The sequence below is a fragment of the Streptomyces sp. NPDC051211 genome (genome assembly GCF_040689505.1).
In the GTDB taxonomy this organism is placed as follows: domain Bacteria; phylum Actinomycetota; class Actinomycetes; order Streptomycetales; family Streptomycetaceae; genus Streptomyces.
In genome coordinates this window covers 12458-37390 of the sequence record NZ_JBFBAV010000036.1, presented here as the reverse complement: position 1 = coordinate 37390, position 24933 = coordinate 12458, and the positions used below count along the sequence as shown (strand labels likewise).

Here is a 24933-nt window from a genome sequence, read left to right as displayed (position 1 = left end):
CGGGCCTTTGCCTGTATGGCGATAGCTGTCGGCCTGGCGTCAGCGCCGGATGACCGGCTTCGGCAGCAGCGTGCTCAGCAGCTGGGCCGTCTCCGCTTCCATGTCCACTCCCCCGCCGAGGCTTTCGTTGATCCGGGCCAACCGCGCGGCGGCTTCACGAAGGGCGTCCACGTCTCCGGCGGCGTGGTGGGCCAGGAAGACCTGCCTGTGCAGGAGCTCGTTCTCCTCGGCGGCGAGGAGGCCCTGGTGCGCGGCCCAGAGCGCGCCGGCGTAGTCGGCGGCCTCCCGGCGGCGGGTGGACAGCTCGTAGGCGACGTCGGCGATGGCCGAGACCATCTCCTGCACGGCCGGCTCGGCCCAGGCGTAGCGCTGGGGGTCGATCGCGGCGAAGGGCCGGCCCCGGACGAGCGCGAGGGCCCGGCGCAGGGCGAGCTCGCCGTCCTCGTCGTGGCGGGCCAGGCCGACGCGGGCGAAGTTCTGGAAGGTCCGCCAGTCGCAGGTGACGGCCTGGGCGAGGCGGTAGCGGCTGTCACCGGTGTCCTGGACTCGCGGGAAGTACGCCTCGCCGTCGGCGTCCTTGCCGAGCCAGGAGCGAGTGCGGCTGATGACGGCGTTGCGCATCTGCTTGTTGACCAGGCGTCCCGGCCAAAGGGCGTCGTCGATCGCGTGGTGGTCGGCGCCGGGGTTGAGCGCGAGGTACGAGACGAGTTCGACGGCGGCGCTCTGCCGGTTGGAGTCGATCCGGCCAGCGGCGCCCTCAATGACGACTCGCCCGAGCAGGAGCACCGTCGGTGAAGTGGCCTCGGTGCCGTCGGCGTCGTCAGCGGCGCGGGTCGGGGCGGGCACCGGGACGGAGTCCGGGACCGGGGCCGGAACCGGAAGAGGGGCCAGGACCGGGGCCGGCACCGGATTCTCGGCCTCAGGGATCGTCTCGGCCGGGTCGGCCTCTTGCTTGGTCAGCACGGGGGCGGCTTCAACCGCCAGTTCACGCTCTGCGGTTGCCGGGGCGGGAACGGCAACGGCCGGCAGGTCGAAGAGGTCAGCGAGGGTCTGGCCGCTGCTGCCGGGCTCGGCCTGGCCGCCGGATGCCTCAGCCATGTGGGCCGCGGGCTGGACGGGCCCCTCGCCCGTCTCGTTGGTGGGGGCGTCGGTCTCGGCCTGGTGCTCGGTCTCCAGCTCCTCCCTCTCGACGTCGGCGTACTCGTCCGGCATGCCGTCCTCGTCGGCACCGGCCGCCGACTGCGGAGCTTCGCCGTCGCTACTCTCCTCAGCGTCGTCCCACGGGTCCTCCTCGTCCGCGTCCACCTGGTCTTGCTCAGCCGGGTTCTCTTCCCCTTGCTCGCCGGTGTCAAGGAGGCCGTCCAGCCACTCGTCGCAAGCGGGTACGTCGGCGTCGGCGGCGGAGAGGGTGAGCAGCTCGATCGCGTCGGCGAAGTGCTGGTCCGACAGGCCCTGGAGCTTGATGGGCAGACCGGAGCCGGGCAGCACGATGGTCTCGTCCGGGCCCGCGCAGTGCAGGGTCCAGCCCTCCTCCGGCTCCAAGTGGGCGTTCTCGCTGGCCGTGACCACCGCGCCGGCGACCCGCGGCTGGGCCGTGATCAGGTCGAGCAGCGCCGCGGTCTGGTCCCCTTCGGGGAGCTCGGCGGCGAGGAGGATGTGGGGCGTCCAGGAGCCGCCGGCGTCTTCCTGGAGGCGGGCCGTGCGGAGAGTGGGTGCGCCGAGCGCGGCCAGGGCGCGCCGTTGGTCGGCGGTGTGGCTGGTCAGTGCGGCGACCGCGTCGACGAGGGTGTCGGTGCGGGCGACGCGTTCGGGGGCTGCGTCGTCGAGGCCGGCGGCGGTGTCGGCCAGCGCGGTGATCTCCAGGTGGCCGGGCAGGGGTGTGCTGGCGAGCTCGACCGCGATGGCTTGCAGGACGTGGCGGGCGTGGTCGGCGTCGCCGTCCAGGTGGAGAACGCCGACGTGCTCCAGGTCGACGAGAACCAGGCGGCCGGCGCCGTCCCAGCCCAGGGAGACCAGGGCCGGGTAGGGGGCGTCCGCTCCCTGGAGGGCGTCGTGGTCGGCGAGGTCGGGGCTCGAGGCCGGGCAGGTCCACAGGTCGGTGCGGCCGGCGGTGCCCGAGAAGGGCTTCATCGGCGCGGTGTCCTGGTCAAGGTGGAGTTCGACCTTGTTCTCGTGGAGCACCACTGCGGTGACCACTGGCAAGTCGCGGTCGGCGGCGGCGAGGTTGAGGGCCAGGGTGCGCAGGGTCGCGTCGAGGAGGTCGAAACCGCTGGGGTGCTGGACCGAGCGCAGACCCTGCTCCGTGGCGGCGGCGCTGCCGGTGGGCATGGGGATGCGTCGGCCGGGCTGGCGGCGGCGCTGCTGCAGGATCCGGCGGGTCGCGAGGGTGCCGACCAGTGCGGCCGCGAGGGCGCCGGCGCCGGCCCACACGGCGACCGGAGCGAGGGAGGTGTCGCTGCTGGACGGCGGGGTGGGCGCTGCGGCCCGGGTCCTGCTGGGGGCGGGGGCGGTACTGCTCGGTGCTGGCTGTTCCGTACGGGAGGGCGCGGGGGTCGCGGTCGGCGCCGGTTTGCTGGCCTCGAGGTCCTTGCCAGTTTCGTTGCCGGGCGTCGTTTCGGGCGTCGGTGTCTTCTCGCCTTGCGTGTCCCGGGGCTTGTCCGGCGTCTCGATGTCGGCGGCGTCCGGGTGGGGCAGGTCCAGTTCCTGGCCCGGGAAGATGAGGTTGGGGTTGTTGAAGCGGCCGCCGCCGGGCAGCGCTTCTCCCTTGTTGGCCTCGTAGATGGCCCGCCACTCTTCCGGGTCTCCGTGTGCGTCGGCGATCGTCCAGAGGCTGTCGCCCTCGCGGACCGTGACGCTGTCCGGCCGCTTGGCCGAGCTGCCCGTGTCGGAGCTGGCATCGCTCTCGCCTTGGGGCTGGTCGTTGACGTGGTGCTGTCCGCCGGTCTGCTGCGCGGGCACCTGGGTCTTGCTCGCAGCCGGGGCGACGGGCCGGGCATCGGCCGGCAGCTTGATGACGGCGCCCTTGGGCAGGTATTGGTCGCCTGCCGCGAGCTGCGGGATCTCCGGGTTGAGGGCTGCGATGTCCTTCCAGCGTTTGCCGTCGCCGAGGTATTCCTCTGCCAGGTCCCAGGGCAGTTCGGTGGTGGAGGTGACAGTGTGCCGGGGCCAGTCGACTTCGCTGGCCCATGCGGCTGTCGCGCTTGGTGCTGCGCTGGCGCTGGCCTCCCCCATCGTGTGTACGGCAGCGGCCGCGACCGCCGGCCCCGGGGTGGCGGCCGATGCTGCGGTGGGGGCGAGCAGCACGATCGAGCCGATGAGGAATCCGGCGAGCGACTGCAGGCTGCCGAGCCCCTTGATCTTGGGTGCGGAGCGGCGGCGCAGCAGGGCGATGATCTCCACCAGGGCGGAGAAGGTGAAGGATGCCCAGCCGGCCCAGCCGATGCATGTGAGGGCGACGAGGAAGAGGGTGCCGTCGTCCTGTTCCAGCAGCTGGTCGAAGCCGGAGAGTTCGGTGGGCTGATGGCCCACCGTCAGCAGCATGTAGGGGACGCCAACGATCAGGGCGGCCAGGACGGCGAGTCCGAACAGGGCCCGCAGGAGGGCACCGAGGGCGCGCAGTGGGGCGGGGGTGCGGTGGGCCATGTCGGATCAGCCTCCAGCGGCTTGGGTCTGCAGTCGTGCTGTCGCGGTGCCGGTCACGTTGATGGTGCCCTTGCCCACAAACTGCGCGAAGAGCGTGTCGTAGGTGTCGTTCACGGTGACGGTGAGGCTCTGTCCGCCGTTGGTGATCTGGGCGGTGCCCTGGACGTTGGCGGCGGCGAGGTAGTCCTGGGCTGCCCCCATGGCCGCGTCCGGGTCGATGGTGATGGCGGTGCCCTCGATCGCCTGGGCCGGGTCGAGCTGCTGACCGGCGGCGCGGGCTGCCTCCTGTGCAACGGAGGTGGCCCGGTTGGCTGCGTTCAGCGCGCCGCCGCCGTCGACGAGCAACCCCATCACCATCAAGATCGCCAGCGTGGACAGCGCGAAGAACAGGGACATGGAGCCGCGGTCGCGGCGGCGTCGGGCCAGCGCCGCACGCCGCCGCGCCACGGTGCGGTGGGCTCGGGTGGTCAGTTTCGCCCCCGGTAGGTGTCGATCGGGCTGGTCCAGGAAGCGGTAAGCGTCTTGGCGCCGGGCAGGCCGGGCAGCCCGATGTCGGACAGGTTTGCCGTGCACGCGATCGTCGCGGTCACGTTCGCCTCCACGCCGATGTCGAGCGCGTAGCCGGAGGTGTCAACAACGACGCTGGAGGTCCGGCAGGTGATGCCTTCGCCCTGCAGACTGCGGTCGGCCGCGGCCTGTGCCTGGGACTGCGCGCTGCCCGCGTCGCGTTCGAGGGAGGCCGCGCGGGCCGCCGCTCGGGCTGCGGAGTCCACTGCGCCGTCGGCGTCCGTGACCCGCCCGAAGGCGATCATCAGCAGGAGCAGGGCGATCATCGCCGGTGCGAGGATCGCCGTCTCCACCGCGTACGAGCCCCGGTCGCGGCGCAAACCCCGCGCCTCGGTGCGGGCCTTCATGGTGCCGCCGTCCAGCGCTCGACGGGTGCGTCGGCGTGCTGAATGACCTCCAGCGTCAAGCCAGGGACCAGGGTGGCGACCCTGCCGCGCACGGTAATCCGGATCTCCTGCGCGGTGCTGCCGGCCGACGACACGCTCGGCCCCTGAACGCTGCCGCCGAAGCGGGCGAGGAAGGTCTGCGCTTGGGCGACGCCGTCGCCTTCGCCGGCGCTGAGCTGCCGGCCGGCTTCGACGCCCTGACGGGCGGCGGACTGGGCGACCTTGCGTGCGTGGTAGTACAGGCCGACCTGGATGCAGGTGAGGATCAGCGCGAGCACGACCACGGCCAAGACCGCGAACTCCACGCTGCCGAAGCCGCGGTCATTGCGCATGCGGCGGCTGCGACCCGCGCTCCAGCGGCGGAGCATCCGTGCCTTCAACGCCTGTGTCCTCCCTTCGCCTCGTGTGTCTGGTGCCGGTCAGCCGCCGTTGATGATGCCGATCTTCTCCATCAGCTTGGTGCGGATGGCCAGGACCAGCAGGCCGGCGCCGAGCAGCAGTGCCCCGGCAATCAGGGCCAGCTCGGTGGAGGTCTGTCCTGCGTCCTTGCCGGCCTTGAGCGCTTCGTAGCGGCCGCGGATCCACACGGTCAGGGTCTGGATGTCCATGGGTGGGTGTCTCCCCCTTCTTTTGGTTCAGCTTCCGAGGATGGTGATCGTGATGGGGATCATCACGAAGACGAGCATCAAGATGACGCCGGCGGTGACCGGCAGGACCATCGCGGCGCTCGCCGCATTGGCCTGGGCCTTCGAGTCCGAGAGCAGCGCGATGCGCAGCTGCCGGGCCTGGGCCTGGAGGGTGGTGTAGACGGCCGCGCCGTCGCCGGCGAGGGCGAGGGTGTCGGCTGGGCGGGTCAGCTCGGGGATGTCGAGTTCCTCGCCAAGCTGCTTGAGGGCGTCCCAGACGGTGACGCCGGCGAGGTCGGCCTGGTGGAAGACCTGCCGCATGCGGACGAAGATGAAGCCGTCGCCGACCTCTGCGGTCTGGGTCAGGGCCTGCGCGGCACCACTGTTGGCGATGCGGGCCAGCGCGACGCGCTCGAGGTAGGAGGCGGCTGCGTGGCGTACGACCAGGCGGGCTGCGGCCGCGTCGCGGGCGACTTCCTTGCCGGGCCAGAGCCAGAACAGGCCGGCCAGGGCGAGGGAGACGAGTGCGGGCATCGCGAACGGCAGCGGGCTGCCGGCCACGGCGAGCAGGGCCTGGAGGAGTTGCGGAAGCAGCAGCCCGTAGAGGGCGAACAGGAACCTCTTGCCGAGGTGCTCGGCCGGGCTGATGCTCAGCAGGTTCAGGTCCCGGGTGGGCAGCGTGATGCGGCCGCCGAACTCGCCGAGTAGCCGGCTTCCCACCCGTTCGGGCAGCGTGCCGGAGGTCTTGGGGGCGGCGGACGGCAGGAGGGGCCCGCTGGTCTTGCTGACGTCCAGGCGGTCCAGGGCGGAGGCCAGGTCGCGGCGGGCGGGCAGGAGGGCGCGGACGGCCAGGCCGATCAGGGCGCCGGCGGCGGCTGCCGGCAGGACGGCCTCCATGGGGATCACCGGCTGCCTCCCGTCATGGTGGGCTGGGTGGTCGGGGGCAGCGGGTCGATGAGGCGGGGGTCGGGCTGCGTCCGTGCGATCTTCCGGAGCCAGCGGAGTGTGTACGCGAAGAGGCCGCCGAGGACGGCCAGCACGATCTGCCCGAGCGGGCTCTGGTACCAGCCGGACCAGGCGTCGTTGAGCATGCAGCCGACGACGATCACGCAGATGACCACGGAGACCATGCGGGAGCTCTTGCGGACTTTCGCGCGGTCGGCCTCGATGTCGCGGGCGTCGGCGGCCTGCTGGTGGATCGTGACTGCCAGGGCCTCCAGTGCATCGGAGAGGCCGGGGCCCTTGTAGACGGCGTGGGACTGGAACAGCAGGACGACGTGGTCGGAGACGCCGTCGGCGAGCTCGTCGGCGAACAACGCGAACGCGTCCTCGGCCTCTGTACCCGCGCGCAGCCGGTCGGCCAGAGCCCGCACGTTCGCCGCGATCGGTGCGGGAGCTGCCTTGGCGGAGGCGCGGATGGTCTGCGGCAGGGAGATGCCGGCTTGGTGGACTCCGGCCAGGTAGTTGAGCCACTGGCCGAGTGCCTCCAGACGTTCGATGCGCTGGATGGCAGCGGTGCCGGGGTTGAGGACGTAGGGCAGGCCGAGGACAGCGACGCCTGCGAGGATGCCGTGCACGGGCCAGCCGGTCCACGCCCATACGACCAAGGCCACGACGGCGGCGGTGGTGACCAGGTGGCGCCAGCGGCGCTGCCACTTCTCCGGCAGCTCCGCCTTCGCCCGCTGGACCCGGCCGGCCGTCCGGGACTTCGGCTTGGCCGGGTCGGGGAAACGGCCGCGGATCTCCCGTACCGCGGCGACGATCGCAACGAGGGCCAGGATGGCGCAGCACGCTGCGACCAGGGCGAGCTGGTTGGTGGTCATGCTGGGGGCCTCACCGTCTGCAGCGGCCCCATCCAGGCGCCGAAGGGGTTGTCGGTGAGCCACTGCCGTCGCATCAGGCCGGTGAGTTCCAGGTCGTCGATGAAGGTGGGCATGTTCTTGTAGACAGCGCGGGGCTCGCCGGCCTGCGGTGCGAAAAGCTCCGTGGTGACTGGGCGGCCGCCTTCGCCGACGACGTCGTGGATCTCGTAGATGTGGGAGACGAATCGGTGCTTCTGGCCGCCGATCGCGGTCTCGTCCAGGTAGGTGAGGTAGATGACGACGTCGATGGAGGAGGCGATGAGGTGGTGGGCGGCCTCGGTCTGCATGCCGGCCTCGGTGCACAGCTGGACCAGGCGGCTGATGATGGCGTGCGGGCGCCGGACGTGCAAAGTGCACATGGATCCGGAGCCGCCGGCGGACATGGCCTGCAACATCGGCACGATCTCGGTGGAGCGGACCTCGCCGACGATCACCCTGTTCGCGTTGAAACGCAACGCGGTGGCGAACATGTCGCTGATCGTGACCTCGCCGGCCGCGCTGCCTCCGCGGACTTCTCCGTTGGACTGGCGGGCCTCGAAGGCGTAGGTGACCGGGCCGGGCTTGGGCCCGGGCTCGTCCAGGTAGAGCTCTCGGTCCGACTCGAGGGTGACCAGCCGCTCCGAGGGCGGGATCTCCCGGCCGAGCGCGCGCAGCAGCGAGGTCTTCCCGGCACCCATGTCACCGACGACCAGGATGTTCATCCTGGCGTGCACGCAGGCGGTCAGGAACCGCTCCAGCATCGGGTTGATGGAGCCCCACTGCACCAGCTCGGCGATGCCGTGCTGCCGGATCCGGTGCCGCCGAATCACCACCGACGGGCGGGTGGTCAGCAGCGAGGCGGTAACACGGGAGCCGTCGGGCATGCGGAAGCCGACCATGGGGGTGGCCTGGGTCAGGGAACGCTCACCGTGCCCCGACAGGCGCGCCATGCGGTTGACCCACGTGATGAGCTCCTCATGGGAGTCCGCAACCTTCTCGATCGTCTGCCGGGGCCGGTCGTGGAACTCCACGTGGGCCCGCAGCCCGTCCACCATGACGTCCTCGACGCCGTCCTGGTCCAGGAGCGACTGCAGGCGACCGCCCCGGTACATGGAGTCGAAGACGGCGGTGCCGATCGCGGCTTCCTGCTCGGCTGTGAGCGGGGTGTTGCCCTGGGCGTACTTGGTGGCCCAGTCCGCGACAGCGTTGCGCACCAACCGCCGGGCCAGCGCCCGCCGGTCGGCCTCTTCCAAGAGCTTGTCGGGGTCCTCGGCGCTGAGCTGCGTGGACACCAAGGCCTGCAGGTCCTCGACGACGTCCCAGGGAACCGGGATCTCCCCGGGCAGGCCGGCCAGCCGAGGGATGTCTGCAGCACCACCCACGCCTGCCTCGGCGACGGCCGCAGGAGCGGCGGGTGCCGCCGACTGCGCGGGGGCCGGAGCAGGAATGGCCGGGCGGCGCTGGCCGATGCGTCCGGTGAGCAGGCCGGCGATGTCCTCGCGGCCCATCCCCGTTGGCGGGCCGCCCAGACCAGGGCGCTGCTGAGTGTCAGCCACGCGCTCCTCCCTTCTCGCCCAGGCGCTGCAGAACGCCGGCCAGCTGAGGGTTGGCGGCCCTGGACGGGTACAGCTGCTGGACCTGCCGACGGGATGCGGCTGCTTCGAACTGCTCGGTGGCGGTGCGGGCATGGCGCAGGAGAGGGCTGCGCCCGTAGCCGCGGGGCGGCCGGCCGCCAGTGGTGAAGTACGCGGCGGTACTCGGGTCGAAGGGCAGGGCTGCCAGAACGGGAGTCTTCAGGGCCTCGGCGACCTGGTGGGCCCGATATGGGCCGTCCTCGATGAGCAGCAGCCCACACGCATCGGCCCCTGACCCGCGTTCGGCCAGCTCGGTGCGTAGCGGTTCGATGACGTGACGGGCCAGGGTCAGGGACTGTTCGGTGCCGCGGACCACGAGGAGGACCAGGTCGGCATGGTGCAGCAGCGGCGCCGGGGTCATCGTGGTGTGCAGGCGGCCGGACTCGAGAGCCAGGCGGCCGGCGTCGATGAAGACGTCGTAGCCGGCCTCTTCCGCCAAAACGTGCATGACCTCCGACAGAGTCGGCCAGGTCCGGCCCAGTGCCGCGGCCTGACCCGGATCGGTCAGCCCGGGCAGGAGCTTGCGGTGCCCGGCCTCATCCATCGGCCACAGGTGGCCGGCGAAGGCCTGGGCGAGGGCGTCCGGGCCGGTCCGCTCGGCGGCCGCCAGGTGGTAGAGGCCGAATCCGGCGCCGACTTCGCCTTGGAGGAACCCGGCCCTGATCGTGCCGCCGGCCGGATCGCACTCGGCGAGCAGGCTGGGCCGCTTCGAAGCGAGGGTGAGGGCAAGGGCGGCGGTGGTGACGCCGCAGGATTTCGCAGAGATGAGCGCAGTGACGGGCATGGCTCAACTCCGCGGTTCGCGCACGAGAGCGATGCGGCCCTGGGCCGCGCGGGTGGCCAGCAGAGGCCCGTCGGTGCTTCCGACAGCGAGGTTCACCACGACGGCGCCGGAGGCGTCCGGGCGTGAGACGGTGACCACGACAGCCTTGATCGTCGACGGCGGCGCCTCGGCCTTGCCGGTCTGCTGCTCGCCCTGGGCGGGCGTGGTGACGGCGAGGACCTTGTCCCCGGGAGCCAGTGTGCCGACCGGAGCCTGACCGTGCTTCACCTGGACACCGACTTGCTGCTTGTCATCGCCCAGGCCGGTACCGGCAGCAAGCTGCGATGCGGTGAGGAGGCTGCCCTTGCGCAGGTCGACGGCTGGCCTCCTACCGAGCATGGACGCCTTCTGCGCCGCGGGCACAGGGGTGAGAGCGGCGTCCGCGCTCACCTCCGCGACGATCAGATCGGCTGCGGTCAGCACCTGGCCCGCGGGAACGTCCCGGGCAATGGCCAGCACCTTGGTGCGGTCGCCGGCCGAGGTGACGGCCGCGGCCGCGCCAAGCCCGGCGACGACGGCCAGGACAATGCACAGGGCGGCGACCGACCAGCGACGCTCCCGCTTGACCGGGGCTGTGGTGGTGATGGGGACCTCAATGCGTGCCGGAGCGGCCTGGCGCGGCACCGGCGGCGCGGGGGTTTCCATGCGGGAAGTGCCTCTCGAAGTACTGAGGAGGGAGCTAGTTGAGGACCTGGACTTCGGCAACGGTGATGTCCACGGAGCTGGTGCGGACTTCGGCGAGCTGGCCGGTCTGGGCGCCGCCGGTGACCTGCCAATCGATCGACCAGGTCGATGTTGCGGTGACGTGGTACTTGCCGGAACTGGTGGTAGAGGACGGCCTGTCGTAGCGGTGCCCGCAATCCGGGGAAGGCGACTTGCCGTACTCAGGCCTGTAGGGCGTGCCAGCAGTGGTGCAGGTAACCGTCTTGCCGTCACCCATGCTCCAGACGATCTTCGAGACCTTCGCGGTGGCGGTAACCGAGATGCCGCCGGCAGCCGCCGAGGCCGTGTTCGGGCCGTAGGTCTCCGGGCCTGTTGTGGTCCACATGTAGACCGGCATGCCTACCACTCCGGTACCCCCCGGCTTGGGTGTGATGCCGATCTGCGGTCCTCTCAGCAGCATCTTGTCCACGGCCCGTTGCGCAAGGACCGCAGGGTTGACTGGCGGTGGGCCGTTTCCCGTCGGCGGGTCAGCCAGGAAGACCCTCCTGATCTCGCGAGTACCGGTTTCGCGGTCCAGACAATCCACGAGGTAGAACGCGCCGTCATCCGGGCTGGCCCCTTCCCAGTCTTCAGAACCGGGCGGGGGCTGGACAGCGAGCGTGTACGTGCAGGTCCAGCGGCTGTCATTGTCGGAGCCGCCGCCTCCCCCTTCGTCACCGCCTCCTTCGTCACCGCCTCCTCCGCCGCCGCCTCCTTTGCCGCCCTTCCCAGAGTCAGGGGGCGTGCCCGGCTTCTCGACGCCAATGCAAAGCCACTGAGGGTCGCAGCCTTCCTTAGGGTCCGCCTCGGCGGGGGAGCACACCATCAGGGGCATAAAGAGGCCGGCGGCCAACGCCATGGTGCGGCACTGGGTCAGCACGGCTGACCTTCCTGCGGTTCGTCCCGGATGACCTTCCAGCCGTCGGGCCACTTCTCGGCGGTGGTGACGACGACGTATTTGACGAGCCGCTCGGAGGGAACGGGGGCTGGCTGTCCGTTGGCCTTCTCAATGAGGTGCCAGTTCGACACGTCCATGCAGCTGGAGAGCTTGACGCTGGGAACCTGTCGGTCGAGAGCAACGGCTGTGACCGCGGAATTGCCGATGATGGGTTGTCCTGCCAGCTGGCGCCCGCGGGCTTTGAGGTTGGCTGCGCTGGTTTCTGCCTTGCTCAGCGCCTCGCTGGCCGCGTACCGCTTGAGGCTATCGCTGGTGTTGGCGCTCGGGTCAGCGAAGAGGCGCACCATCTCCTTCCAGTACATCGCGTAGACCTTCACCACGTCGGCCTTGGCCGCCTCAGTGGGGTCAGCCTGCTCCTGGCTGGGCGTGGTGCTGACGGTGGGGACGACGGAAGGCGTCTTGTTGTTCTCGGTCTCGCCGGAGGATGTGCAGGCCGAGGCGGCAAATGCGCAGGCTGCGAGGATAACGGGGACTGATCGCATGCGTTTCCAGCCGTGTCGACGGCGCCGCTGAGGTCGTGTCATGGGTACCGCTACCTCCCCGTAGTACAGAAAGTCCTCGTCGACCGGCGCGGATCGCTCCTCGTTTGTCGTGGGGCAAAGCTCAACCGTCACAACTGGCCGGACTGTCCCCCTACGTTACGCAGTGTTTGGCCAACATCGAAAGAAGTTAGCGCAGTTCACAGACTCAAGAGAGGGACAAAACGGGACATTTAAGCCCGCCCGGGAGGGAGGACGGTAATTCCGCCCAGCAGTGCTGAGAATCGGGAGCAGGAACCAACTTCAGCTCCTGACCGAGTAAGGCGTTTTGTCGACTGATCTGCACAAACGCTTTCCGCCATCGAGGCATCTGTTTTCGGCAACGAATCGGCTGGAAATCCGCACAACCATGACCAGGGATCACCCCGTGGGTCCGTTGCCCCCACACACAACCTCGGGGCCTTCGCCTCGCGCTGCTCTTCAGGCGAGCTGGAGTTTCCGACGTCCCGGCGCTGGCAGATGCCATGAGGGTGCGCTGTACTCGATCCGGACCGACGTCGTATGATGACGCCAATCTGTTGTTCAGGCATGAGAGGGCCCCCGCCGCGAGGCGGGGGCCCTCTCTGTATTTCGAGCTAAGCAACCCGGAGGTCGGGGCGGCCCTCGCTCGGAGGTACGGCCCGGTACTCCGGCAGGTTCAGCGGGGCGAGCCGGCCCGCCTTCATGTCGGCCAGGGCCTGTGCAAAGGCCTCGTCCATGGCTTCTGGGCTCTCGTAGCGCGCCGCCAGGGGGTGAAGGTTGTACCGGTTGGTCTTCTTGCTGCGTTCGCTGGGCGTGCGCAGGACGATGTTCAGCTCGAAGAGCGGGTTGAGCAACTGGTTCACGGCTGCGGGCGAGACGTTGTATTCGGCGGCCATCCCCTTCTGTGAAGGAAGGGCCCCAGTGCCGGGCTGGCTCCTGTACACGAGGTAGGAGAGGAACTTGACCGCTGCGGCCCCGATAGGGAGGGCCCAGATGCGTTCGGTCACAAGCGGGGACATCACGGGCTTGGGCATCAGGTGGTCTCTCCTTGGTCACGTCGTGGCTGGGTCCGCTCGCGTATCACCCTGCCGCCTCCCTGGGCTGGGGCGCCTGCTCGAAGTCGAGCACCTGCTGACCCGGGATGGAAGGAGGACCGATCCTGTGCGGAAATGCGTCCGGGGCGGTGCCGTGGTCGGTGGCGATCTCCTGAAGCACTTCCTTCTGCTCCAGGCTGTTGCCGGAGAACCACAGCGTCACGTTGAGCCGGATTCGTCCGTACCCAGCATTCTCCAGCCATCCCCACTCACACAGCGTCTTGACCGCCTTGTTGACAGTTGGACGGGTGATTCTCTTGGCGTTGGGATCCTGCTTGGCGAGCTCGTTGAGGCCGTCCGTGACTTGCTGCTGCGTGTAGGAGGTAATGCCGGTGCCCTTCTTCTGGGCTGCGGCTACGTACAGGAACACGGCCAGCTGCGAACTCGAGACACGCCGCGCCACGATCAGCTGGGCCAGCCGCTGCGCGAACCAGTTGCTGGTCAGGCTGTACCCAGCGTCGCCAGCCATGGTGTGCGTGGTGGGCGGCTTCTCTGGTGGGATCTCGATCTGGATGTTGACCTTCGCCGCGCCGCGTCGGCCTCTCCCCGCGGCAGTACGTGGGATGACCTCGGGCGTCGGGCCAAGATGGCTGGCCAACAGCCCGAGGATGTCCTCAAAGACGGCATCGCCCTGGGACTCCCCAAGGTGTGGGGGACTCTGGGGCCGGCGCGGGGATCGCGCCGGCGGTTCAGGTGTCACTGTGCCTCCTCTGGTGTTCAGGCACGGGCGACCCTATCGCAAAACTGAAGCTGAGCTTAAGTTCTGACGGCGTGTCGCAGAGTCGCCGCCGAGATGCGCCAGAAGTGAAGCTCAGCTTCCTTTCTGGCGTGAGGTGGAGCCAAAACTAAAGCTGGGCTTAAGTACTGCACCACCCTCGGCGACCCGACTCCCGCTCGGCCGACCCGGGGAAGGGAAAAATGAAGCCAGGCTTCATCCTTGGTGTCCGTCCGAGCCAAAAATGAAGGCCAGCTTCATTTTGGCATGCCTGGCCGACACACATTGCCGATTCGCCTGGCCCTGTCGAGGGGCTCGCCCAGCAACGGCCCAACGCTGCGACCTGCGGATTCACGTGAGGCGCCCAGCCTGCCAAATGATTAAGGTGGGCTTAATTTTTGGGTCAATGTGTCGGCGCTGCGTTAACACTTTGACCCCCCAAGTGTGTTCGCCAGACACATAGCGGTACCGCATCGTCGCAGGTCAGACGCTTACAGACTCGGCGGTCTCTTAACAAAGAGCAACCATGTGCATCAACCGGGCGGACGTCTGCGGTCTCTGACGCAACGTTGGCACCGCAGTGGTTCCAGCTCACTCAGGGTCCTCTTCGGAGGCCTGAGGACCCCGGCAGTATGACTCGACGGTATGGATCAGCAAGGGAGCCCGCCTTCTCTAAGCTGCACCTCCCAACCCCTGACAAGCTTCCACACCGACTTCAGCATCAGCCATAGAAGGTGCGCCCACGGAGTCCGGTACGCGGTCCCGGTGTACGGGCGCCTCGGGCAGCGCCCACCGTGATCAACCCAGTAATTGTCTTACTGCAGTTCCTCAGCCCATGGATGCAGTGCTATGCATCCGGTGTCGTGCCCTCACCCCCGCGGGCACCGCAGGCCCGCGAAGCGGGCCGAGGAGCGGCAGCGGGGCCGCCGGTCCAGCGCGGCGCAGGCGCTGGCCGGCTGCCGGGCCGGGACCCGGCGGACAGGTACCCGGGATTGGTTTCAGGTGTAACTCGACGCTGTGTGCCTCGAATGCGGGCGCGCAGCGCACGCGTTCAGTAACCAGAACTCGAGGACGGACAAGACCTTCTTTTCCTTCATCTCCTTACGCGGCTGCTGGGGATGCTCTGCGCAGCCAGGCGTCGACCGGTTCAGTCGTTCCGAGGACTGGCGTCAGAATCGGCTCGAAGGGGCCTCGGGCCCGGAGCTGGTCCAGGGTGGTCACGCCGACGCGTAGTGGGGTGGTGGCGAGTGCCGGGTCGCTTGCGGCGAGGCTGCGAAGATCAGCGATCCGGCGGGCGAGGCGTTCCTCGGATGCGCCGGTCAGGACGAGCAGGAGTCGGGGGAAGGCGGGGTAGCGGCTGCGCCAGGCCGGCATCGTGGCCTGGCGTCGGGGCCCACGGGCGCCCCTGGCAACCGGGGGCTGGGGTGCGTACGCGTGGTAGGCGGCGTAGGCGTGGATCTTCTGGGCCAGGCGGGCGATCGTCATCTGGGTGCGGTCTACCTCGATGAAGAAGGTGAGGAGGGTTCGCTGCCGTGCTTCGGTGTGGACGTAGTTGAGGACGGCGTCGGGGACGAGGCACAGCTCCTCCCCCGGGCGGGACTCGTCGCGGTAGTAGTGGGCGATCTCGGGCGACCAGTCAAGGGGGCCGCACTCGTGGCCGAGGCGGCGGGCGTGCTCGACGATCGCAGCGCCGGTATCGACGACGGCGAGGGTGTGCTCCTGGAGCGGGCCAAGGGCGGCTTCCGGGCTCATCCGGTAAGGGCGCTGCTGGAGCAGCCCCACGGCCTCGACGGCCTGGGCTCCCTTTTCGGTCAGCCACCACAGCAGCTCGGTCTGGCCGGTGGTACGGCGGCCGACGACGCCGGCGAAGCCAGCCTCACGGAGGGTGTGGAGCTGTCGGCGCAGGTACTCGGTGCGGGTGTGGTGCGGGGTGACGAGCCGGTGGAGCTGGCGGGTGGAGACCAAGCGGTGCTGGTAGAGGACTTGGGCGGCCTGCTGGGCGACCTGGCCCAGCCCAGTGGGGGCGGACGACGGGTAAGGCATGGGGACTTCCCTTCTAGTCGATGATGCTGGTGGGATCGCCAGCGCTCGGGCCGTCGGGGCGTCGGCCGGTGTGGTGGGTGAGGACGGTGCTGTCGAGCACCTCCAGGTCGGCGAGGATGTCGCTCAGCGGGCGGCGGTTGAGGTTGGTGTCGATCGCATGGTCGAGGGCGGGGACGCCAGCAGGGTTGTTGTAGCGCTCGAAGACCTCGTCAACGGGCAGGCCGCGGACCCGGAAAGGCGTGGTCCGGGCGCCGTTGAGGTTCACGGACATCACGTAGTGGTATTTCGGGAGTTCGGTGATCGTCTCCGGGCTGACGTGGCCGTTCCAGCGCTTGGCGACGAAGGCCGCCTCGTCGTAGTCCGCGGCACAGGTGCTCAGCCAGCTCTGGTTTTGCAAGAGGGCCTGGCGGGTGATGGCGGAGAGCCGGAGCGCCATCTGGGTCATGCCGATGAACCTGACCTCGTACTTCCTGAGCTGCTCGGCGATGGCAGCGAGGAAGCCCTTGCTGCTGCTGTCGAAGGCGGTGAGCTCGTCGCCCCAGGCCCAGAAGGTGTTGCGCTTCTCGCGCGGGGTGTCCTGGCGGGACAGGCCGGCGCGGTGCAGGTCGTGGATGAGCAGGCAGCTGACCAGGGCGTCGCTCTCGCTGCCGGACGGGCAGACGAAGACGACCTTGTTGGTATCCATGGCGTGCCGGACGTCGTACGCGGAGCGGGGGCTGCCGAAGAACCCCTGGAGGGACTGCGAGGTGTCGAGGCGGTCGATGGCGTAGGTGACGGTCGGCACAGCGTCCGGGCCGAGCTTGGTGAAGGTCGTCCCCCAGTAGGCGCGTACACGATCCGGGAGCTTGGACAGGAGCTGCTTTCGCCACTCTTCGTCAGTGAGCCAGGTGCGGATCTGGAACAGGGTGCACTGCGCCTCGGGCTTGTTGGCTTGGACGGCCTGCAGGTTGAGCAGGGCAAGGGCCTGGGAGGCGCGGGCGAGGATCGTCCGTGCGCGGGGGGCGTTGTCGCCCCAGTCCTGCGCTGCGGCGATGCCTTCGGTGACGGAACGAACGATGTCCTGGACGTCGGGCAGGGTACGGCCCTCCATCGACAGGGGATTCCAGGAGACGACCGGTTGGTCCGGGTCGGCCTTGGCCAGGTTGATCTCCCAGAGCCTGTCAGTGATCTCCGGGTGGGCCAGGTACGGCTTCGCCCTCATCCAGCCCTCGCCGTGCGGGTCGAGGAACCACGTGCCGTAGCCGGAGTGGGCCATCGCGATGCACTGGACCAAGGCCTCCTCGGTCTTGCCGTGGCCGGCCTTGCCGAGCTGCAGGCCGAACAAGAGGTCCTGTACGCGGGCGGCGGCGATCCGTTCGCGACCGTCGGGGTAGACGACTGCGCCGAGCGGGATCAGGTCGCGCTGTCCGGTGTAGACGGGGAGGTCGGCCGGGGCCGGCGGGACCAGGCCGCCGGAGCGGACCACGCTGGACGCGGTGCACTTCACCGTGGGCGGCTTTAGCCAGCCGGCGATCTCGGGCACCGTCAGCCACTGACGGCGGATCGGAGCGAACTCCCCGCTCGCGAACCGGCGCTCGAACCGGGCGATGGACCAGCGGCGGGGCCGGTGTGCCTTGAGGTAGTTCTCCCCCGAGGTGATCGACAGCGCAGCGATCAGCTGGTGCATCCGGGCCAGGGCCAGCTGAGGGTGGGCGGCTTCGGTGCGCAGCAGGATCTGCACGGCGAAGACGGCGCCGACGGTGGGTTCGAGCTTTCCGACGCCGTCGCGCAGGTCGGTCTGCCGTGGAATCCGCTCGTTACGGTTTGCGGCCCCGGCGCCGCCGGTCCAGGCGGAGTTCATCGATCCCCAGACCCCGCCTCCGCCGAGGCCGCCGGTCAGGCGCTCTCCGTACGCGGACGGGCCGCGGCGAGCGGCCCGGGCCATCAGGCGGCGCCGGCGGCGGGCCAGACGGCGCTCGGAGACTGGGACCAGGTCGAAGACGGCCTCCGCCTTTTCTCCGTCCTCGGTGCGGACCGAGGCCATGGCCGCGGCCAGCTGCTGGAGGGGGTCCGGGCTCAGGCCGAGCGAGGCGAGGGCCTTGTAGTCGGGCAGGCCCAGGGCGAGCTCGGCGCGCTGCACGTACCGGCGCCCGCTCGCCTGGGCGGTGGTCGCCTGCGCCGGCTTGGCCAGGGAGATGACGGTAGTCACGGCGTACCTCCCGGGCCGGTGAAACGGACTGGGCAGATTTCGCTCTGGCCGTGGTGGGTTCGGACCTCGACCTCAGCGAAGCCGGGCATCGCCAGGATCGCGGCCGCGGCGGCGGGTCCTTCGATGAAGCAGCGCATCTTGCCGTCCAGGGCGGTGTACCGAAGGCGCACCGCGGACCCGCGGGCCGGGACGCTGTCGGCCGCGTAGTGCACGCGGCCGAGCTGGCGGGCCCAGCGGCCGACCTCTCCCTCGGCGGGGTCGAAGGTCGCCGTCGGGATGGCCTCGACCTGGACCCGGTCGGCGAGCGCTTCCCGGACAAGCGCCGCGCGCCGGATCGTCCACCACACCCAGAACGCCGCCCCGAGAACGCCGAGGGCGATCAGGCACGGAACGCTCGCGCTCAAGAAGGCCTGGAGCTGGGCGAGGAGCTCGTCGACCGGCAGGTCCGGAAGACTCATGTCGGCCGGCCCGAGGTCGGCTGGGACAGGACGATGTGCTGCACGGTGCCTCCAGGTCGGGGGTGAGAAGAAGCCCTTCACCTGGACCAAGTAAGAATCGGCGGCCAGGTCAGACACCACACCCGAATGCTTTACCGTCCCTTTGCGATTGGGGTGGGTGCGGCCGCTCCGGCTCGTTCAGCCGGTCCCGGCAGTGCCCTGGACCGCGCCGGCGCCGTTGATCTCGTCATGAGGAAAGCGATCTACATGACTGCGGCGGCTCTTGTGCTGGCCGGTACGGCTCCGGCGTACGCGAGCGGCGGAGCCGACAGGGGCCCGGTGAGCGTCGGCGTGATCGGCGACAGCCTGAAGGTGAAGGAGGTACGGGCCCTCTTGAAGGGCTGGTACCCGGGCGGCCGGGCCGAGGTCTTCGTGCTGCGGAGCGGTAAGCGGGTCCAGACGGTGGGGTCGTGGAAGGCGACCGAGTCGGTGGAGTACGGCGGGCACAAGTTCGAGATCGCCAAATGGCCGGTGAACAAGTCGTTCCGGCACGGAGACCGCATCTGCTCTAGGTTCGACCACCGCAGCGAACGCCCCTGCGTCACGATCCAGCGCTGATCACTGTCCGTGCCCGCCCACGGGGCGGGCACGGTGGCGTTCAGCCGACGATGCGTCGGACGACGAGGATCTCGCCCATGTTCGCCTGCTTGGTCACCTCGACGACCCGGCCTGGCTTGGGCGCGTGGACCACATAGCCGTATCCGATCGCCATGGACACGTGCTCCGGTGCGGCTGCGGTACCTCGTGAGAACAGGAGGTCTCCTGGCTGAACCTGACCGGTGGGGATGCCCTGGCCGTCGTCTATCTGCATGTACGTGGTCCGGGTGATCTCCTTGCCGGCCACACCGTAGGCACGTTGCATCAGGGACGAGCAGTCGCACCGCTCGGACGCGTTGGGGCCGTGCGGGTTCGTACAGCTGCCGCCCCACTGGTATGGCGTGCCGAGCTGCCCGAGCGCCCACCGGATCGCGGTCTGCACCTCCATCGGCGCTGTGGGCGGGATCTGGTACCCCTCCGGCAGCGTGCCGGGCGGAATCTCCCCGAAGTCGACGTCGCCCTGCCTGCCGCACCCGCCGGGGCCGGGCAAACCCGGCAGTGGCCCGGCTGGCGCGGCGCCGAGCGTGGGCGCGATGGCCTGCTGCAGAGCCGTGGCAAGCGGTTCGTGCTTGGCGTACGCGTCGGGGAAGCCGCTGCGCTGTACCTTCTGCGCGGCCACCGTGAGCGGCATCTGCTGCCAGTCCTCTATCTTCACCAGCCCGTCGTAGAACTTTCCGGATGCGTAGACGGGGTCCATGATCTGCTCGCGGGTGCCCCAGCCCTGGGACGGACGTTGCTGGAACAGGCCCAGAGAGTCACGGTCGCCGTGGTCGAGGTTGATCAGGGTGGACTCCTGGAGGGCGGTGGCCAGGGCGACGACTTGGCCGCGGGCCGGCACCCGCTTCTGGATGCCGGTCGCGACGATGACCTTGGCGTTGGGGATCTGCTTCTTGGGCTCGGAGAGGCCGGGGACGTTCACGTCGCCGCTCCCGGCGAGCATCTCCTTGACCTTGCGTGCTATCTCGGCGGTGTCCGGGTCGAGGCCGGGCTGGCCGCCAGCGGGGCAGCTGGCTGCCGCTGAGGCGGCCTCAGCCTCGCTCTGGCCGAGGCCGGCTACGTGGGCTCCGACTGCGGCGAGCAGGACGAGCGCCAGGCCGAGCAGGCCTGCGACGCCGGCCAGCCACCCCTTGAGCTTCTTCTTCATGAGCGGCGCTGCCGACGGCGACGGATGTTCAACTCCCGCTCCTCGTTACGGCTCAGGGACGCGTCGCTGGGCCGCCGCGGGGTCGCGGTCGGCACGCGTGTGCCGGGCTGCCGTGGGGTGCCGCGGTCCAGGCGCTGCCGGAGCTGCTGCTGGCGCGGCGAGGCCGCCGGCTGGGTCGGTACCTGGTGGCGGGGCTGGTGGCGCCTTGTCGCTTGTGTCGCCGGGGCGTTGGGCTGGTTCGGTGTGGTGGTCGCCTGGCGGTTGCTGGTGGCCAGGTGGGTTGCCGGGCCTCCCGGGAGCTGGTTGGGGACGGTGACCGCCTGGCTGCTGCTGGTGGCGAGGTTGTGCGCCGGGCCTCCGGGGAGCTGGTTCGCCGGGGTTCCGGGCGGGTTCTGCGGCGGTACGGGCGGTGTCTGGCCCGGGTTGCCGGCGTTGCCCGGCTGGGGCTGGGGCTGGGGCTGGGGCTGGGGCTGGGGCTGGGGCTGGGGCTGGGGCTGGGGCTGGGGCTGGGGCTGGCCCGCAGGCCTGGCCGGGCGGCGGCCGCCGCCGTTGCCCCCGGACTGGATGCGGTTCATCAGCGCGACGGTGCTGACGCTGGAGGACGTGGCGTAGCCGAGGGCGGCGATCGGATTGCCCGAGGCGAGGGCCACGCCGACCATCGCGTTGCGGACCGCTCCGCGGGTGACCTTGCGGGCGATGCTCTGGTTCTTCGCCACCGGCGTGGAGGACGGGGTGAAGACGGAGCCGTGGGTCCCGCCCACGCGGGCCGCGCTCATCTTCGCGCGGAAGTTTGCCGCGACCTGCTTGGACCTGACGGTGAGTGCCTTGCGCTTTTTGATCGCGCCGATGCACACGACGTCCACGGCGAGGAAGCGCAGGGTGAGGTCGGTGCTCTTCTCTGTCTGTACGGGGTCGAGGACCGCCTGGATGATCAGGATGAGGACGGCGAGGCCAATGATGGAGGCGAGTAGCTGCCCGAGGGCGTGCAGGACGGATGCCCCCCAGTCCCACAGGTAGCCGCGGCCGGCTCCGGGTACGAGACCGGCGACGAGGGCAGGTTCAGCGCGTACGGCGTCCCAGGCAATGCGGCACTGAGCGACGAGGAAGGAACCAGCGAGACCCATGATCAGTACGGTGACGATCAGTGCGGCGATGAACAGAAAGACTGCCCCGCCGACCTTGTCCATGGAAGCCCGCTTGGCTGCATGAGCATCGCCTTCGACGCACTGCTTCTCAAATGCCTCCATTGGGGGGTTGCCGAAGTGGTCGATCGACCACCGCTTGGCGATCGGCATCGTCCAGTCGATGACCTGCCCACCAGTGGGGTCGATCCAGGAGCGGTACTGGTTGTACTTCTCCAGGCGTTTCATCTGCTCGGTGACCGCCCGGTCGTAGGCGAGCTGCGTGAGTTTGGTGTCGGAGTACTTCTTCGCGCAGTCACCTTTGAAGACCCGGCCGTACTGGAGCAGCATGGCTGGCTTGACGATGAAGGCATCGGTAAGGGCGTCGGTCAGCGGGCGGTAGAGCGCGCGGTCGCTGGCGGAGTCTTCGTCGTCGGGTTCCTTCTCACGCTCGCCGGGATTCGCGTCGAGGATGACGTCGGCGACTTCGAGGGACAGGCCATGGGCAGCGGCGACGGCGCTGTCCTGCTCCCCGAGCAGGAGCTGCGGGGGCGAGGACAGCAGCGTGGCTGTCAGGCCGGCGATGAGAAGGGAGAGAGCGGCGTCTCCCCATCCCTTGGCCCGGTCCCCGAAGAAGATGCGAGCCACGCAGACGAGTGCGCACACCGACAGGAAGAGGCTGGGCAGCCCCATCTGGAGGATGACCTGGGTGTGTAGGGAGTTGGCGACGGACAGAACGGGCGTCAGAAGTAGCTTGGCGAGGCCGAAGCTGAGGGCCCAGGCGATGAGCCAGCAGCAGAACGCGACAACCCATTTGGTGATCATGAAGCAGAGTTCGGTGATCAGGTTCTGGATACCGAGGTCCCAGTCCATCAGCCCGCCGGTGTCTGACTTGACCGTGTAGGCCGAGATCGGCATGCGATTGCGGTCGGTGACGCTGAAAACCGCGAGAACACCGCCCTCGTCGGGCAGGAGCTTGCGCAGGCGCTCCTCTTCGGTCTTGAGGTAGGCCTCCTTCATGGAGTCGGTGAGCCGCTTGTTGAGGTCTTCGAGGATCTTCTCGATCTCGGCGAGCTCTTCCGGGGTGGGCGTACGCGTACCGGGTGTCGGCGGCCCGAGAGGGTTGGCCGCCGGCGGACTGGTGGGAGTCGGGGTCGGGGCCGGGCTCGGCTCGGCGAATGCCGGCAGCGAGGTAAGCATGGTGAAGGCGGTGGCAGCGAGCGCCGCCACGAGCAGGGCGAGGCGCAGCCGGGCTGTGCCGAGCAGGCGCAGCCGCTTCCACGGGGCGCGAGGGGTCCTCATGCCGCCGCCTGCTGGCTGGTCGGGGTGGTGTGGATGACGCGCTCGATTGCCCGGTCCCGGGGGATGAGGACCCGCATGAGGCCGATGCGGCCGGCCAGGTCGCGGTAGAGGCACTCCCCCGCGCGGGCCCGGCGCTGGTCGTCGGGCAGGCCGAGCGGCGAGAGGCCGCCGGTCACCAGGTCCAGCAGCTCGGTGTCGGTGGAGTCCACGCCGAGGAATTCGAGGCTGCGCGCGGCCAGGGGGCGGCTGGTCTGCCGGAAGACGAAGCGGTGCGGGATGAGGCCGCGGACGATGGCGCCCTTCTCGCTGTCGGCCGGGCCGATGTCGTCGGCGTCGTGTGAGCCGACGTACGCGGCGGCGTTGCGCTTGCGGCCGTCGCGCAGCAGCTCCAGGAGCAGCTCCAGGCCCTCGTCGCTGGAGGTGAGCCACCAGCACTCGTCGAAGACGGTGACCGCGAACTCGTCCCGGCTGCGCATGGCGGTCTCGCGGGAGACGGCGGCGATCAGATACATCAGCGCCCGGCCCAGGACCTTCTCGAACTCCAGGCGCTGGATCCGGTGCTCGCTCGCGAGCTCGGACTTCTTCGGCAGGGCGAGCGAGGACACCAGGAAGACGACGGAGTCCGCGCGGTGGGTGTCGACGACCGGCAGCGTCTCGTCGAACACGACCCTCGCCAGGTCCTTGCGGGCGACCGAGCCCAGCTTGCGGGCCAGGCCATGCGCGGCCGCGTCCCCGGCGCCGCGTGCGGTGAGCTCGTCCATCAGGGCGCGCATCGACGGCTCAGGCCGGGCCAGGACGGCCTGCACGGCCTCGGACAGGGCGACGCCTTCGAGGTCCATCGGCCGGACCCCGAGCAGCAGGGTGAGGAAGGACTCGGTGAAGCGGGCCGCGACCTCGGGGCTGCTCTCCCTGTAGAGGCGCAGCGGGTCGAGGGAGACCTCGGCGGTGTGGTCGATGCGGATCAGCTGCGTGGTGCCAGGGCAGGCCTGCGCGAACCGCGCCCATTCCTGGTCGGTGGTGCGGTCGACGATCACGGCGCGGCCGCGGCTGCCGGGCCGGCCGAGCTGGTGGCCGCGGGCCAGGACGTTGTAGACGGCGCTCTTCATGCCGACGGACTTGCCGGCGCCGAGCTCGCCGAGCCACGCCATAGACGCGCTCGCGTTCTCGCGGGGGCCGCGGGCGGGGTCGATCAGGACGGGGCGGGCGCCGCCGGAAGCTACCTGGAGGCCGTAGAGGCCGCCGCGTTCGTCGCCGAGCTGGGAGCCGCACCAGGGCATGGCCATCGCGAAGTCCCGTGCGAGGAGGATCTGCGCGTAGCCGGCCATGACGCGGGGGGTGCGGCAGCCGGGCAGCATCGCCTGCCACAGGCTGGCCTGTTCGCCGGCGGGCCGGGAGAAGGTGTAGTCGGTGGACCCGAAGTCGGAAGCGAGAGCTGCGGCCCGGTCCATGGCGTCGTCGGGGCTGTTGCCCCAGACGGCGAGGGTGACCATGGCGCGGATCTCCACCTCGCGCCGGTTCGCGGTGAGCCTCTCGTGGTACTCCTCGTTGTCGGCCTGGTTGCGGGCGACCGCGGCCGGCGGGCCGGCCGGGTCGCCCTCGTACTCGGCGGCCTGCGCCTTGAGGTGACGGGCGCGCTTGCGGACCTTCGGCTCGGCCTTCGAGCCGGGGACGATGACCAGACGCGCGGTCCAGTCGACGGGGTAGGCCAGGTCGTCGAGCTGCTGGAGGTAGGCCGCGCCCGGGAGGGCGAACGCTTCGGGCATCTCGCTCAACGCCAAGAGCGCCTGGTAGGAGTCGCCCCACTCGCTGGAGACCTGGAGGAAGCGCCGCGTGAACGGGTTGGCGGGCAGCGCGGGGCCCGTGTTGAAGTCGGCGCCGCCCTCGCCGACGAGGATCTCCCCCAGCGCCGCGACGTTGCGGCCGCGGCCGCGGACCGGGGTCTCGGTGCCGTCGGGGAGGAACGGTTCGGCGAGCCCGCGGCGCGCGCTGTGGCCGTAGATCCACAGGATCTCCGCCTCGGAGGCCGGCCGCATCGAGACCCCGGTCGGCCACTGGGCCTGGATCCGCTGAGCCTGCTCCAGGCGCCGCTGCACCTCCGCGTCGGTAACGAGCGCGGGCATCAGGCCGAGCTGCAGGGAGACCTCCGCCCGCGCCGCCCGAAACGCGGACATCACCGCGTCCTTCTGCGACAGCGGAGGCAGCGGGAGCGCGAGCCAGTCGGTGCGGCCCGTCAGCTCCATCGTCTCCAGCTGGTCCAGGACCGCGTGCCCCAGGCTCTCGTAACGGGGCGCGCGCGCCAGGTCGATGTCGTCGACCATGGCGCGCACCACGGCGGTCGGGTCGATCTGCGGGCACAGCGACAGCAGCATCGGCTCGCCGGTCATTGCCTTGAACAGGCCCTCCAGAGCCTTGAGACGGCGCTTCTTCACGACGGCCGGGGCGTGGGAGTAGTTGGTAGCGGCAACGCGCCACACCGCCCAGACGGTGCCGTGGGTGGTGAAGATCAGGTTCTGCTGGACGTGCCGGATCGGCAGGCGCATCGTCAGTTCTCCA

At 69.9% G+C, this 24933-nt stretch carries 21 protein-coding genes; 1 reads left to right on the top strand and 20 read right to left on the bottom strand.

Features of this window, described 5'->3' with window-relative positions:
- Positions 1-39 precede the first annotated feature (39 nt).
- The 17 genes from AB0447_RS27700 to AB0447_RS27620 form a co-directional block, all read right to left on the bottom strand.
- A complete protein-coding gene (locus AB0447_RS27700; protein ID WP_366479536.1) occupies positions 40-3642 on the bottom strand; it encodes a LysM peptidoglycan-binding domain-containing protein in 3603 nt (1200 codons plus the stop codon).
- A 6-nt stretch (positions 3643-3648) separates the two neighbouring features.
- Complete coding sequence (locus AB0447_RS27695) at positions 3649-4038, bottom strand: pilus assembly protein TadG-related protein (protein WP_366479535.1); 390 nt, start codon at positions 4036-4038, stop codon at positions 3649-3651.
- Positions 4039-4109: 71 nt separating this feature from the next.
- Positions 4110-4556, bottom strand: a complete 447-nt coding sequence (locus tag AB0447_RS27690; RefSeq protein WP_366479534.1) for a TadE/TadG family type IV pilus assembly protein — start codon at positions 4554-4556, stop codon at positions 4110-4112.
- Positions 4553-4975, bottom strand: a complete 423-nt coding sequence (locus AB0447_RS27685; RefSeq protein ID WP_366479533.1) for a TadE/TadG family type IV pilus assembly protein — start codon at positions 4973-4975, stop codon at positions 4553-4555. Before AB0447_RS27685 ends, AB0447_RS27690 begins: the two co-directional genes overlap by 4 nt.
- Positions 4976-5014: 39 nt before the next feature.
- On the bottom strand, positions 5015-5203 hold the full coding sequence (locus tag AB0447_RS27680) for an LPXTG cell wall anchor domain-containing protein (RefSeq protein WP_307710847.1): 189 nt from the start codon (positions 5201-5203) through the stop codon (positions 5015-5017).
- A 27-nt stretch (positions 5204-5230) separates the two neighbouring features.
- A complete protein-coding gene (locus tag AB0447_RS27675; protein ID WP_366479576.1) occupies positions 5231-6118 on the bottom strand; it encodes a type II secretion system F family protein in 888 nt (295 codons plus the stop codon).
- 5 nt (positions 6119-6123) lie between these two features.
- A complete protein-coding gene (locus AB0447_RS27670) occupies positions 6124-7044 on the bottom strand; it encodes a type II secretion system F family protein (RefSeq protein WP_366479532.1) in 921 nt (306 codons plus the stop codon).
- Positions 7041-8618, bottom strand: coding sequence for a CpaF/VirB11 family protein (locus tag AB0447_RS27665; RefSeq protein ID WP_366479531.1), 1578 nt, complete (start codon positions 8616-8618; stop codon positions 7041-7043). The genes AB0447_RS27670 and AB0447_RS27665 overlap by 4 nt, the downstream gene beginning before the upstream one ends.
- Positions 8611-9480 carry a hypothetical protein gene (locus AB0447_RS27660; protein ID WP_366479530.1) on the bottom strand — a complete coding sequence of 290 codons (870 nt, stop codon included), beginning with the start codon at positions 9478-9480 and terminating at the stop codon, positions 8611-8613. The genes AB0447_RS27665 and AB0447_RS27660 overlap by 8 nt, the downstream gene beginning before the upstream one ends.
- Before the next feature lie 3 nt (positions 9481-9483).
- The gene (locus tag AB0447_RS27655; protein WP_366479529.1) at positions 9484-10164 is read right to left on the bottom strand and encodes an SAF domain-containing protein; all 681 of its coding nucleotides are present in this window, start codon (positions 10162-10164) and stop codon (positions 9484-9486) included.
- 34 nt (positions 10165-10198) lie between these two features.
- On the bottom strand, positions 10199-11101 hold the full coding sequence (locus AB0447_RS27650; RefSeq protein ID WP_366479528.1) for an ATP/GTP-binding protein: 903 nt from the start codon (positions 11099-11101) through the stop codon (positions 10199-10201).
- On the bottom strand, positions 11095-11703 hold the full coding sequence (locus AB0447_RS27645; protein ID WP_366479527.1) for a hypothetical protein: 609 nt from the start codon (positions 11701-11703) through the stop codon (positions 11095-11097). Before AB0447_RS27645 ends, AB0447_RS27650 begins: the two co-directional genes overlap by 7 nt.
- Before the next feature lie 590 nt (positions 11704-12293).
- The gene (locus AB0447_RS27640) at positions 12294-12713 is read right to left on the bottom strand and encodes a hypothetical protein (RefSeq protein ID WP_366479526.1); all 420 of its coding nucleotides are present in this window, start codon (positions 12711-12713) and stop codon (positions 12294-12296) included.
- A gap of 46 nt (positions 12714-12759) precedes the next feature.
- Positions 12760-13371 (bottom strand): hypothetical protein, encoded by a 612-nt coding sequence (locus AB0447_RS27635; RefSeq protein WP_366479525.1) that lies wholly within the window; start codon positions 13369-13371, stop codon positions 12760-12762.
- Positions 13372-14589: 1218 nt separating this feature from the next.
- Positions 14590-15531, bottom strand: coding sequence for a replication-relaxation family protein (locus AB0447_RS27630; protein WP_366479524.1), 942 nt, complete (start codon positions 15529-15531; stop codon positions 14590-14592).
- A gap of 13 nt (positions 15532-15544) precedes the next feature.
- Complete coding sequence (locus tag AB0447_RS27625) at positions 15545-17719, bottom strand: ATP/GTP-binding protein (RefSeq protein WP_366479523.1); 2175 nt, start codon at positions 17717-17719, stop codon at positions 15545-15547.
- Positions 17716-18177 (bottom strand): hypothetical protein, encoded by a 462-nt coding sequence (locus AB0447_RS27620; RefSeq protein WP_366479522.1) that lies wholly within the window; start codon positions 18175-18177, stop codon positions 17716-17718. Before AB0447_RS27620 ends, AB0447_RS27625 begins: the two co-directional genes overlap by 4 nt.
- A gap of 228 nt (positions 18178-18405) precedes the next feature.
- Between AB0447_RS27620 and AB0447_RS27615 the strand changes: the two genes are divergently transcribed.
- Positions 18406-18774, top strand: coding sequence for a hypothetical protein (locus tag AB0447_RS27615; RefSeq protein WP_366479520.1), 369 nt, complete (start codon positions 18406-18408; stop codon positions 18772-18774).
- A gap of 40 nt (positions 18775-18814) precedes the next feature.
- Here AB0447_RS27615 and AB0447_RS27610 read toward each other — a convergent pair whose 3' ends face one another.
- The 3 genes from AB0447_RS27610 to AB0447_RS27600 are packed head-to-tail and all read right to left on the bottom strand — an operon-like array spanning position 18815 to position 24920.
- Positions 18815-19957 carry an NlpC/P60 family protein gene (locus AB0447_RS27610; RefSeq protein WP_366479519.1) on the bottom strand — a complete coding sequence of 381 codons (1143 nt, stop codon included), beginning with the start codon at positions 19955-19957 and terminating at the stop codon, positions 18815-18817.
- A complete protein-coding gene (locus AB0447_RS27605; RefSeq protein ID WP_366479518.1) occupies positions 19954-22380 on the bottom strand; it encodes a hypothetical protein in 2427 nt (808 codons plus the stop codon). The genes AB0447_RS27610 and AB0447_RS27605 overlap by 4 nt, the downstream gene beginning before the upstream one ends.
- Complete coding sequence (locus AB0447_RS27600) at positions 22377-24920, bottom strand: ATP-binding protein (RefSeq protein ID WP_366479517.1); 2544 nt, start codon at positions 24918-24920, stop codon at positions 22377-22379. The genes AB0447_RS27605 and AB0447_RS27600 overlap by 4 nt, the downstream gene beginning before the upstream one ends.
- Positions 24921-24933: the final 13 nt, after the last annotated feature.